This is a genomic window from Labrys sp. LIt4, assembly GCF_017813775.1.
GTDB classification, from domain to species: domain Bacteria; phylum Pseudomonadota; class Alphaproteobacteria; order Rhizobiales; family Labraceae; genus Labrys; species Labrys okinawensis_A.
In genome coordinates this window covers 89788-101689 of record NZ_JAGIPY010000009.1, presented here as the reverse complement: position 1 = coordinate 101689, position 11902 = coordinate 89788, and the positions used below count along the sequence as shown (strand labels likewise).

The 11902-nt window shown below is 63.6% G+C and carries 10 protein-coding genes; 7 read left to right on the top strand and 3 right to left on the bottom strand.

Annotated features, from left to right (window positions below):
- Nucleotides 1–93: 93 nt before the first annotated feature.
- From J8I29_RS17835 to J8I29_RS17825, 3 genes are all read right to left on the bottom strand, one after another.
- Nucleotides 94–1353, bottom strand: coding sequence for a glycosyltransferase family 4 protein (locus J8I29_RS17835; protein ID WP_209432694.1), 1260 nt, complete (start codon nt 1351–1353; stop codon nt 94–96).
- Nucleotides 1354–1374: 21 nt separating this feature from the next.
- Nucleotides 1375–2799, bottom strand: a complete 1425-nt coding sequence (locus tag J8I29_RS17830) for a sugar transferase (RefSeq protein ID WP_209432693.1) — start codon at nt 2797–2799, stop codon at nt 1375–1377.
- A gap of 272 nt (nt 2800–3071) precedes the next feature.
- A complete protein-coding gene (locus J8I29_RS17825) occupies nt 3072–3764 on the bottom strand; it encodes a metallophosphoesterase family protein (protein ID WP_245197110.1) in 693 nt (230 codons plus the stop codon).
- Between the two features lie 298 nt (nt 3765–4062).
- Here J8I29_RS17825 and J8I29_RS17820 point away from each other — a divergent pair, with 298 nt between their 5' ends.
- From J8I29_RS17820 to J8I29_RS17790, 7 genes are all read left to right on the top strand, one after another.
- Entirely contained in the window at nt 4063–4653 is a 591-nt protein-coding gene (locus J8I29_RS17820; RefSeq protein WP_209432692.1) for a polysaccharide biosynthesis/export family protein, read from the top strand.
- 29 nt (nt 4654–4682) lie between these two features.
- On the top strand, nt 4683–6041 hold the full coding sequence (locus J8I29_RS17815; RefSeq protein ID WP_209432691.1) for an outer membrane beta-barrel protein: 1359 nt from the start codon (nt 4683–4685) through the stop codon (nt 6039–6041).
- Between the two features lie 13 nt (nt 6042–6054).
- A complete protein-coding gene (locus J8I29_RS17810; RefSeq protein ID WP_209432690.1) occupies nt 6055–6729 on the top strand; it encodes a hypothetical protein in 675 nt (224 codons plus the stop codon).
- A gap of 136 nt (nt 6730–6865) precedes the next feature.
- Entirely contained in the window at nt 6866–7405 is a 540-nt protein-coding gene (locus J8I29_RS17805) for a transcriptional activator RfaH (RefSeq protein ID WP_209432689.1), read from the top strand.
- Nucleotides 7406–7494: 89 nt separating this feature from the next.
- Nucleotides 7495–8955, top strand: coding sequence for an O-antigen ligase family protein (locus J8I29_RS17800; RefSeq protein WP_209432688.1), 1461 nt, complete (start codon nt 7495–7497; stop codon nt 8953–8955).
- A gap of 51 nt (nt 8956–9006) precedes the next feature.
- The gene (locus J8I29_RS17795) at nt 9007–11220 is read left to right on the top strand and encodes a polysaccharide biosynthesis tyrosine autokinase (RefSeq protein ID WP_209432687.1); all 2214 of its coding nucleotides are present in this window, start codon (nt 9007–9009) and stop codon (nt 11218–11220) included.
- Nucleotides 11217–11870 (top strand): hypothetical protein, encoded by a 654-nt coding sequence (locus J8I29_RS17790; RefSeq protein ID WP_209432686.1) that lies wholly within the window; start codon nt 11217–11219, stop codon nt 11868–11870. Before J8I29_RS17795 ends, J8I29_RS17790 begins: the two co-directional genes overlap by 4 nt.
- Nucleotides 11871–11902 lie beyond the last annotated feature (32 nt).

The window sequence follows — 11902 nt, the reverse complement described above, 5'->3', positions numbered from 1 at the left end:
AGCCCGCGGCGCGGGTATTGTTCAGTCACATTGACAATTGGGTACGGCAGCTCCCAACTCGAAGGTGCGGGGCAACCGCACCGCGCCGCTCATCTATGGCCGTGGCGCTCGGCTTTTCGCCGGGCCTTCAACGGACAGCAACAGCTCCTGCCAGCCGTGCAGGCTGGAAAGCCGGTCGAGCCCACTATCGATCAGGGCACGCGCGTTGCGGCCCTTCTCCGCCAAGAGGTCGGGCCGGCTGCGCCATTCACGGACGATCGTGGCAAAGCCCACGCTGTCTCCGGGAGCGACGACAGCCCCGCAATCGGACCGGCGGATCAGGCTCGATATCTCACCGTCCCGCGCCATGACCGCAATCATCGGCTTGCCGGCCGCGGCGATACCGTAGAACTTGCTCGGCACGATCAGGCCTTCCAGGCGGGGATTGAGCGAGAGCCAGTGAATATCCGGCACCGTCAGGGACTGCGGCAATGTGCCGGCGTCCTGATAGGGTCGGAACCGGAACATCGTCTCCAGCCCCTGGTCGGCGACGGCCCGCTTGAGACAGGGAATCAGATAACCGTTCCCGATGAACAGGAACGCGATGCCGGGCTCGTCCCGGAGCAGGCGGGCGGCGCCAATGAGCGTGTCGATCTCATGCGCCCGGCCCAGATTGCCCGAATAGCCGATCACGAACTTGTCCTGCAGCCCCCAGTCACGGCGCAGGCGGTTGGGTTCGGTGTCGGCCGGTTGGATGCGCCGGTCATCGCACCAGTTGCAGATCGTGGCGATCCTGGAGGCCGGCACGCCGAATCCCGCGACCTTCGTCTTCATCCCGTCGCCGACCGCCACATTCATGACGGCATGGCGGAGACTGGCGTTCCGCAGGCTGCGCAGAACGCCCCCGAGCAGGCCCCTGCCCGCCTTTACGCCAAGCTCTGCCGCAACCTCCGGATAGATGTCCTGCAGCCAGTTGACCTGCCTGAGACGCCTCGCCAGGACGACCGGCAGCAGGGAAACGCTCAGCAGCGGCGGATCGGTCTTGACCACGACGAGATCGCCGGCCCGCGCGCGCCGCCAGACCTCGAAGGCCAGGGCCGCGTGCATGGCGAGCGCAGCCGCAGCGCGCCGCAGCAGCGACGGGCCGGCCTCCACCAGGGGACCGACGCGGTGGATCGAAACGCCGGGCAGGACCGCCTCGGGGTCCAGCCTGCGGGTGGGATCGTCATAACGGCCAGCACCGGTGATGGCGACGACCTCCCAGCCCTGCCCGGCCAGGAAGGCGGCCAGATCCGACGCGATCTGGCTGGTCGCGGACGTATCGGGGTGGAAATAGCGATTGACCAGGAGGACGCGGCGCTGTTTCGAAGCCATGCGGGAGCGCTGCCGTTCCGATCAACGTCGGTAATTCGGGGGAGTGTGTTGCTCCGCCAAGCTCCGCGCCAGAGCCTTTCTGCCCCTGCGCGCGGCCATGGCGCGGCGGAGCGCGGCGCTTCCTCTGCGCTCGCCGCCAAACACGAACATCACGGTCATGACGGTGATCTTGAGGTCCAGGGCAAGGGATGCGTTGTCGATGTAATATTCGTCGAGAGCATCCTTCTCCTCGCGGGTAACGAGATTGCCGCCATTGACCTGGGCCCAGCCGCTGATGCCGGGCCGCACGGCCAGGCGGAGCCCGGGATTGGCCGGCTGGTCTGCCGGCAGGAGCGGACGCGGACCGATCAAGGACATCTCGCCCGTCAGGACATTCAGCAATTGCGGGATCTCGTCGAGCCTCATCTTGCGGATGAACCGCCCGATCGGCGACAGACGCTCGGGCCCGGGAACGACGTGCCCGTTGGCGTCGTAGGGCGCGTGATAGGTCCGGAACTTGTAGATGAAGAAATGCCGCCCGCCCCGTCCCATCCGCTGCTGCCAGAAATGCAGGGGGCGCCCCACGTCGAAGAGCACGAGAAGTGCCACCAGCAGCCAGACGGGCGCCAGCAGAACCATGAGAACGATCGAGGCCAGGATGTCGATGCAGCGCTTCACGCCGAAATAGCGTCGCAACGCGGCCGCGGGTTGCGCCTGCTCATCCCGGGCTGCCCCCATCGGCAGGGCCTGTGCCCCTGCCAGGCCCTTGGGCATGAGTTCGAGCGCCTGCGCGACGCTCTTGAGCGCGATGCCTCGGCGATGACATTCTTCCGTGACGAACCGGAGGCTGGCGCACTCCAGCTGGCCGGGCTCCATGGACAGCCACACCGCATCGATGGTCACGCCGTGCAGAGCGTATTCATCGATGATCCGCCCGAGATCGCCCACGCGCCCGGCCACGCGGACACCATTGAGCGACCGCCCTGTCGCGGCCGGCCCCTCGTCGAGGACCGACACGATCTGCGTGGTGACCGGTGATTGACTTTCGATCAGCTTGATCACCAGCAAGGCGAACTGGTCCGTGCCGATGAGGATGACCTTGCGAAGATCGGTGATGTTGCGTTTGGCACTGACCCTGGCGCGCTCGTGGGACACCAGCCTCGAGAAGGCCCGCCCTCCCACCAGGCCCGCTCCCAGGACAAGCGAGTAGATGATCGGGGTCGAGCGCGGTATGCCATCGAGCCGCGTGAGCACGAAGAGCACCAGGCCGCTGGCGCCGATCGTCAACGCTATCACCGCGCCGATCGCGTAGAGATCGGGAACCGAAAAAGTGTTCTGGATGGCGTCCGCGGCACGGCAGATGAGCAGGGCCGGGACTGCGAATGCGATCGTAACGAAAACGAACAGATACGGGCCCGGCAGATCGAAGGGCATGTTCGGCCAGGCGAGAAGGTCAATATCCCGCAATGCCAGCGTCAATATCGGCGCAGCGATCACCCACATCACGTCAAAAAACGATAGGCGTAACTTACGTGGACTGTATGACGTAGGGATACGAGATCGCATTCAACGTTCCTTGCAGACCGGCAATAGATATGACCGCAACGAAGCCATGCCGCCACCCCACAAATACGACAGGCAGTTCTGACGCAATTCCGATGAAACATCGCTGCCTCTGCCCGGTGTCCCTGGTTTGCGGCCCTGCAAACATGAACCGGGGTGTTTAGTCCCGCCATTCCTCATGGCGTGACACTCAGGAAGCGCCGGCCCGCCTTTTCCAGCACGACGGCGGTGAGATGCGAGGTTGCAAAGGCGCCGGTATCGACATTGATCCGATTGGCGCGCATTTCCGGCACGGATACCGGCGAATGGCCGTGCACCACGACCTTGCCGAAGCTGCCCTCGAATAACAGGAACTCGTCCCGGATCCACAGCAGGTCTTCCCTTGCCTGGCGATCGAGACCGACATGCGGCTTCACCCCGGCATGGCAGAAGAAATAATCGCCGCATGTATGGCTGAGGACCGTGTCTTCCACGAACCGCCGGTGAGAGGCAGGCAGTTTTTCGGCGAATTGCTCGCGGGCCTGGCGATAGCCGCGCCCGCGCAAGGCTTCGCTGACGTCGACCCCGTAGGAGTGCAGCGTTTCCAAGCCGCCCACCCCGCGCCAGCGATCGAGAACCGAGGGGTCGTCGAGAAAGGACAGCAGCAGATCCTCGTGATTGCCACGCAGGGCCTTGAAGGGGGGGCCGAACCGGCTCGAGGACAAATGCTCGATCACGCCAGCCGAGTCAGGGCCTCGGTCGACATAATCTCCCAGGAAAATCACGAGAGGTTCGGCGGTCTCCTGATCGAGATCGGCCAAAATCCGCCGCTCCATGCGCAACAGCAGATCCCGCCGCCCATGAATGTCGCCGACGGCGTAAACTCTCATTCCAGGCGACATTTCCGGCACGCTTTCTCCCTCGCCCGCGCCCTTGCTGACGCCGTGAACTATAACCAACACGAGATATAAGCAAAAGGTGTAAACATTTTTGTTGGATGCTTGAACTATCAACATCATTCTTTATCGATAGCGCAAATTTGTTAATCCGGTCGAATTTGTTAATTAAAGAAACTAACTAAAGTATATGGCTAGTGAGAGAAATTATTGGACAAAAAAATACGCTTACGCCTATCTTTACGGCGTCTACGTGTTCGATCTCAGGCGCGAGGGGTTGCGAGTGTCGCGTATGGGTATTCAGTCGAGACCATTTTCGGCACTCGTTCTGGTCTCCTCTCTGCTACTGGCATCGTGTGCGAACGACACGGTCGGCGTCGCCTCGAAAGCCGACCAGGAAGCCCTTATCCAGAAAGCAGCGGTCGCAGCTCCGAATATCCAGGCCGGCGACAAGATCAGGGTCACGGTTTTCGGGGAGGACCGTCTTACCGGCGAATATCAGGTCGATCCGGCCGGCTTCGTTTCCCTGCCGCTCGCCGGCACCGTGAAGGCCGCGGGCCTGAGCAAGCAGCAAATGGAAAAGACCCTCGCCTCCAAATTCAGCGGCGAGTATCTGCGCGACCCGAAGGTCACCGTGGACCTCGCCAGTTTCAGGCCTTTCTATATTCTGGGGGAGGTCAACAAGCCGGGGGAATACGACTACAAGAGCGGTCTGAATATCGTGAGTGCTCTGGCCGTGGCCGGCGGCACGACCTACAGGGCCAGCACCTCCAATATCGATATTCAGCATGTCGGCGAAAGCGGGTTCAAGAAATACCCGATTTCATCGAATATTCCCGTTCTGCCGGGCGATCTTATTCGCGTCCCCATGCGCTACTTCTAGCCGCTCGAAGCTGAGAGCCGGGGGTGTTCATGCTGCGCATATCGTCACTGATTTTCCTGGCATCGGTGACGACGCTCATCCCGGGCTTCGGCCTGCAGCCTGCATCGGCGCTCGACGCCACCCCCAGCCAGGCTACGGCCGAAACCCTGGGCATCAGCGCCAGCCCAAGTTTCGTCGAAGGACTGCCCTTCGGCGGCTGGCTGGTCTACCCCTCCCTGTTCCTCGGCGCGGTCTACAACGACAATATCGACGGCCAGGACCGACAACGCCGATCATCCCTGGGGTTGCAAATCCAGCCCCGCCTGGACGCGGCATGGGAAGACGGAATTCATCGCCTCGCGGTCTATGCCAATGGTGATTTCCAGCTTTACCCGTCGCATCAGGACAGCAGCCGCATCACCGCCAAGGCTGGGGGGGCATGGACCTATTCGCCCCTGCCGGATCTTACCATTAGGCTTCACGGCGATTTCACCCGCGCCAACGGCATGTTCAGCCCGGGCTTCTGGTCATCGCCCTACCAAACCTGGCAGCGGCCGGGCGCCGTACTTACCGATTCCTCGATTTTCACCAACACCTATGAGGCCGGTGTCGCGGTCGAAAAGAGAATAACCGATCAAACCTCCATCCGCCTGTCCGGCGGCGTCATCTATGCCAGCTTCGATCGCCCCGATGACAAGGCCGCGGCAAAGAGCGGCTTCCCCATGCCGTTCAACGGCACGGATTACTATATGGCGCTTCGCGCCACCACCATGCTGACCCCGCAGATCTACGCCTTCGTCGAGGGCGGCGCCGATTTCCATCGCTATGACCGGAACGTCAAGGGCGACTCCGTCTACCACGTGACGACAGGCCTCGGCTCGGAGCTCATCCGGCTCGTGCGCGGCGAAATCTATGTGGGTTATCAGGCCCGCAGCGGATCGCGCCGCATTTCCGGTTCGACGAACCAGCCGGCGTTCGGCGGCCGAATTTCATACTATCCGACCCAATACATCACCATTGCCGCTTCGGTCGATCAGTCGCTCTCCTTCTCGCAGACCCCCGTTCTGCTGCCCACGGGCAACGGCAACGTCTCGTCGGCCACGCAATCGGCCTCGGGCCGGACATTCCAGTCCCGCATCCAGGTCGACTACGCGCTGTCCCAGCTCTGGTCCGCCTATGTCCAGGGCGGCTATGGCCACACGCGCTACAGCGCCGCATCCAATCTCACCCAAACACAGGTCTGGTCCGCCGGCGCCGGAATTCGCTATGATCTATGGCGCAATATGGCCTTGACCCTGGAATATCAGTTCAACCATTCGACCTCAAAATACAGGCAGGCGGTCCTTCCCAATTCCACCAGTGCGTTCAGCCAGAACGTCGTCTCAGCCGGATTGACTTATCATTACTAGGGAGCCCTCAACCATGCTGGCGAGGCTCACGCTGCCAATTCTTACCTGCCTGTGGCTTGTCGCGGCTGCCCAGGCGCAATCGACCCGGGTGTCGGCCTGTGCGCCCGAAGCCGACCCGCTTGGCTGCGAGCAGGCCCGGGAAAACCTGTCGCCGGAGATGCTCAGGCTACTTTCGGCCTATCCGCATGGCGGACAGACCCTGGAGGAAACCGCCTATCGAACGGCCGTCACCCAGCCTGAGCAGGCTTTCGCGCTGGTCGCCCTGGCCAACCGCTCCAATCCCGAGCAAATGGCGGCGATCGCCCGCGGCTTGCTGCGCGCCTTCGACGAACTGGCGGACTCCAGTCCGCAGTGCCGGGCGGGATGCATGGACAGGCTGCAGAAGATCATGATGCTGCGCGGCCTGCATTCAACGACCCCTCATGCCGTGCGCAAGGATTGCACGCCGGAGAAGGTCGGGCTCAAACCATATTCACCGAGCTGCGGCATGCCGGTCAGGGCGGCGATGCAATGCGCCGACCTCGCGCTCACCTCCCTCCTGACGGCGCTTGCCCGCCAGCAATTCGCAACACTTGCCACGCCCTCGGGCCGTCCCAGAGGCTGTTTTGCGCCCGTCTATCAAAGCCCTCACAACGCTGCGGGCTGGACCCTTTCCGCCCCCTCCAACCTGCCGATAAGTCGAAATTGATGGTTGCCAGCCCCCTTCTTTTCCGCGAGCTTGAGGTCATGTTGTCCAACAACCATGCGCTCGTCACCGACGCGCTTGCTATTCCCGGCGCCCCGATCGCGGCCCCGGTTCCGAACACTCTCCTGAGCCGAACGCCATGATGAGGCGGTCCCAGTCCTGCTTGCGCCGGGTCAATGCAAACGGGCAGCGCTGGTATGTCGTGCAGACACGCGCCCGCTCGGAGGAAACCGCGCGCTTCAATCTGGAAGCCCAGGGATTCGAGGTCTTCCTGCCTCGCACGCTTCGCACCGTCCTGCATGCGCGCAGGCGCCGGACCGCGATGAACGCTCTCTTTCCCGGCTATCTGTTCGTGCGTCTCGATCTGGAACGCGAACGCTGGCGCTCGATCAACGGCACCATCGGCGTGGTGCAGGTGGTGATGGGCTCCAGCCTGCCGCTCCCGGTACCCGATGGCGTGGTCGAATCCATCCTGACCTATGTCGATGCCGAGGGCATTGCGCGGCTCGATTGCGATCTTGCCCAAGGGCAGACCGTTCGCGTGACGCTGGGTCCGTTTACCGAAAGCATCGGCCCGTTGATGCGCCTCGATCCCAATGAACGTGCCCGCGTGCTGCTGGAGATCATGGGCCGGGCCGTAGAGATCACTCTGCCCAGGCGAGCGCTGGAGGCGGTTTGACGCTGGCCGGCTCATGCCGGCCATCAGATGTCGGAAAAAGGGTGAGACGCCGTTTCACCCTAACGGCGGTAGCATGGCAAGAACGGACAATGTCGAGATCGGGGCAGGCGGAATTGGCGAGCGGCACGCTTGCAGATGAACGCCCGACCTCTCCTGCCGGCGCGAGAACGGCGGCAGGCTTGATCGAGCGACTTCTCCTGGCGGCTCTCATCCTCGGCCTTGCCTGGGTTCCGGCCTGGCTCGGCAGTAACCGGATGCTGGCCTGGGGGGTAAACGGCATCCTGTTCCCCGGGCTGGTCATCGCTTACGAACTCAGCCGGATCGTCCTGAACCGGCCGCATCAAATCGCCGCACGCCACCTCCTCGTGCCCATAGGTCTCTTCACATGTGTTGCCGGCTGGATCCTGCTGCAGATTTCCCCCTGGATGCCGCCAATATTGGTTCATCCCATCTGGCCTTTGGCGTCGCAGGCGTTGGGCGAACCCGTTCCCGGCACGATCAGCGTCGATCCCGGTGCGAGCGCGCTCGGCCTCCTGCGCCTGATCACGGATGCCAGCGTGTTCTGGCTGGCGCTCCAGCTTTGCCGCTCCGCTCCCCGAGCGCATCTGCTGCTCTATGCGATCATGGCCATCATCGCAGCCTATGCAGGGTTGGGGCTCTACCTTGCGGGTTTCGAGGCTTCGAGAATTCCCTATCTCGACGGTCCCGCGCCCGGCCTGGTGCGATCGACCTTCATCAACCGCAACAGCCTGGCAGCCTATGCCGGCATCGGCGTCATCATCGCAGTGACCCTGTGGCTGAGGGCGCTGAGGGCCGGGGCTGCGTCCACGCCCGGCGCTCACCGGCCGGACCGTTTCCTTGGCCTGCCCGCCCGGTTCCATTGGGCGGAGATCGGCGCGGGATTGCTTGCGCTCGGCGCGCTCATGGCGAGCGGTTCGCGCGGCGGTGTCATCGCCACGGCGGCCGGTCTTGCCTGCGTGCTGGCCCTGTCGTTCGCGCGATTTGACGGATCCGTCCTCCAGCGGATTTCTATGCTCCTCCTGCCCCTGCTGGCTCTTGGGGCCGCGGTCGCCTTCATGGGCGACATCGTTTTCGGGCGCATCGCGGCTTCCGGCCTGACCGATACGAGCCGAGCGGCCGTCAACGGCATCATGGTCCGTTCCCTATGGGATGCTCCCCTGACGGGTTTCGGCTACGGCACCTTCACCGACATTTTTCCGATCTATCGCGATCAATCCATATCGACGACCGGTGCATGGGACAAGGCCCACAACACTTATCTCGAGGCTTTACAAGGACTTGGCTTGGCATTCGGAACCATGTTGATAGCCTTGGTGGCATGGCTGCTCGGACTGTGCGTGACCGGCACTTTGCGCCGGCGCCGGCATAGGGCTCCGCTGGTCTGCGCCATCGGTGCCGGCATAATGCTGGGCGTGCATGCGCTCGTCGATTTCAGCCTGCAGATCCAGGCAATCTCCCTGACCTTCATGGCCTTGCTCGGAGCCGGCGTGTCCCAATGGGCCAGTTCCGGCGTGAACCTGTCGGATTAGCGCTGTCATGACCTGCAGATGGATCCCTGATCACGATCGGAGCTGCGCCAGATGTTGAACCGTCTCGACACGAGGTTGCGCGGATTGGACGACGGCGAAGCCCAGGGCGGCGGTTTCGATATCCGCGACACCGTCAACTTCGTCTGGCGCCAATGGGCCTTCATCCTGGCCTGGACTATCCTGGCTGCGCTGCTGGGGGCGATCTACATCGCCAGGCAGACGCCCCTCTACACAGCCACCACCCAGTTGCTGCTCGATCCCCGCAAGGAAAAGGCCGCCGGTCCGGATTCCATCTATACCGACACCGCCCTCGATCTCTCCGTGGTCGAGAGCGAGATCGCCGTGATGCGCTCCACGGTCCTGCTCAAGCGCGTAGTCCTCAAGGAGGCCCTGCTCAATGGCAGCGGCGAGGCCGCCCGATCATCCCGGGACAGCGCCGGCTCCCCGCCATCGCCATCGCCGGCTCCTGCCGGGGATGCCGACGACGCCATGTCGCCGGCCATGGTAGCCGCGGTGGAAGACCTCAAGAATGCGGTGGCGATTTCGCGGGCCGGCCAGGCCTATGTGATCAACGTTTCCTACACCTCCGATAGCCCGGCCAAGGCCATGCAACTGGCCAATGCGATTGCCGATGCCTATGTCGTCGACAAACTCGACGCCCGCTTCGAGGCGGCCAAGCGCGCTTCGAACTGGCTGAACGACCGGCTGGTGGAGCTACGCCAGCAATTGCGCCTTTCCGAGGAAGCGGTGACCAAGTTCCGGGCCGACAACAACCTCGCGCAGGCCGTGCCCGGCGCGACGCTCAACCAGGAGCAGCTCACGCAATTGAACGGCAGGCTGGTGGCGGCACGCGCCGATACGGCCGAGAGAAAGTCGCATCTGGATCTCCTGAACAAGATCCAGGCCGAACGCGGCAAGCTCGACGCCTTGCCCGAGGCGGCCAGTTCCGGCGTGCTGGCGGATCTTCGGCGGCAGGAAAACGACCTGTCCCGCCAGGAGGCGGATCTCCTGGCCCGCTACACCGGGGCCCATCCCCAGGTCGTCAATGTCAGGGCGCAATTGTCGGATGTCCGCCGCAGCATCGCCAACACCCTGCGCCAGATCGCCAGCGATGTCAGGAACAACTACAATCTGGCCCTGGCCCGCCAGGAGGCGGCCGAGCAGGCCTTGAAGGAGGCCTCCGGCCAATCCGACCTCGACGCCTCCAAGACGATCAGCCTGCGCGAGCTCGAGCGCACCGCCGCCGTCAACAAGAGCCTGTTCGAGGATTTCCTGCAGCGCGCACGCCTCACACAGGAGCAGTCGACCTTCGAGGCACGCGATGCGCGGATCATCACGCCCGCCGTGGCGCCCGGCGTTCCCTCTTCCCCGAAGCGCACGCAGATCATCCTGACCTCGCTCATTCTCGGGCTGATCGTCGGCATCGGCGCGGCCTATCTGAAGGAGGCGCTGAATGCCGGCTTCACCACGCCGCGCGAGATCGAGACATTGCTTGAAATGCCGCTGCTCGCCTCGATCTCCCGCTTCTCGCCGCGCACCAAGGACGAAAACGGCCGCCTCCTCAGCCTGCCCGAATATCCCCTGCGAATGCCTCTGGCGCGCAGCTCGGAGGCCATCCGTTCCCTGCGCAGCGCCGTGCAGATGAGCGACGTCGACAGCCCGCCCAAGGTGGTGCAGGTAACGTCGACCCTGCCGGGCGAAGGCAAGACCACGATCGCCCTGATGATGGCGACCTCGGCGGCCCAGTCCGGTCAGAATGTGCTCTTCATCGATTGCGACCTGCGCCACCCCTCGGCCTCCGCGCAGCTGAGAACCGAGCGGGGTCCCGGTCTGATCGAATGCCTGCTGGGCGAGATCGAACTCGAACAGGCGCTCTTCTACAGCGAGAAGTTCCGGATCTGGGCGCTATGTGCGGGCGGCGAGAGCAAGAACCAGCCCGATCTCCTGGCCTCCGAGCGCATGAAGGCGCTGATGGCAAAGGTGCGCAGCCGGTTTGACGTGGTAATCGTGGATACGCCGCCGATGGGACCGGTGATCGACCCCGTGATCGTGTCCAACCTCGTCGACAAGGTGATCTATATCGTGCGCTGGGCCGCGACGGCCCGCGAAATGGTGCAGCAATCGCTACGCCAGATTGCCGGCCAGAAGAAGGTGGCCGGCATCGTTTTCAATCACATCATGGACGACAAGGCCAAGAAATATGGCCGCTTTGCCTATGGCTACTATTATGGCAGCCGCTACTACCGGAAATATTACGAAAAATGAGCGCTCGGCTTGCGCGGATCGGCACGGCTGTCCTCTGCATGGCCGTGGCCGGCTTTGCCGTCTGGCGCTCGGTGCCGGTGCTCGGCTTTGCGCTCGCCGAGCGCGAGGCTGGAGAAAGTGGCGACATAACTCCTCTCAGACCCTTTGCCGCGATACTGGAAACGGGCGCCCTGGCGGAGGCAAGCCTGCAATCCGCCATCGCGCAGGGCCAATCCTCGGACACGATCAAGGCCGATATCCGGCTGCTGACGCGCCGGCCCTTGTCGAGCAGCGCCTGGCTCGACCTGGCCGCTGCCCGGCTCGCCGCCGGAGAAGGCATGGTTGAGGTCGTCAAGGCCCTGCGCATGTCGGCCCTGACGGGACCGAATGAATCTGTCCTGATGGCAAGCCGCGCCCTCTTCGCTTTGCCGCTGTGGACCGCGCTTCCCGGCGACCTTCGCCGTCGCACAGCGCAGGACATCGCCGGCGGCTGGGAGCGCCTGGAGACTTCGGACAAGCTGGTCATGCGCCTGACGCTGTCGACAGCCCCCGCCATGCGCAGCGAACTCGCACCGCTGCTGCGCCAGGCAGACGGCATGGACCAGGCAAGGCTCGACGATCTCGGTCTTGGCCCGGCCGCCCCTGCCCAGCCCGAGGGGGCGGCTCCATGATGAACGCTGCCGCCCACACCAGCCCATGGTTG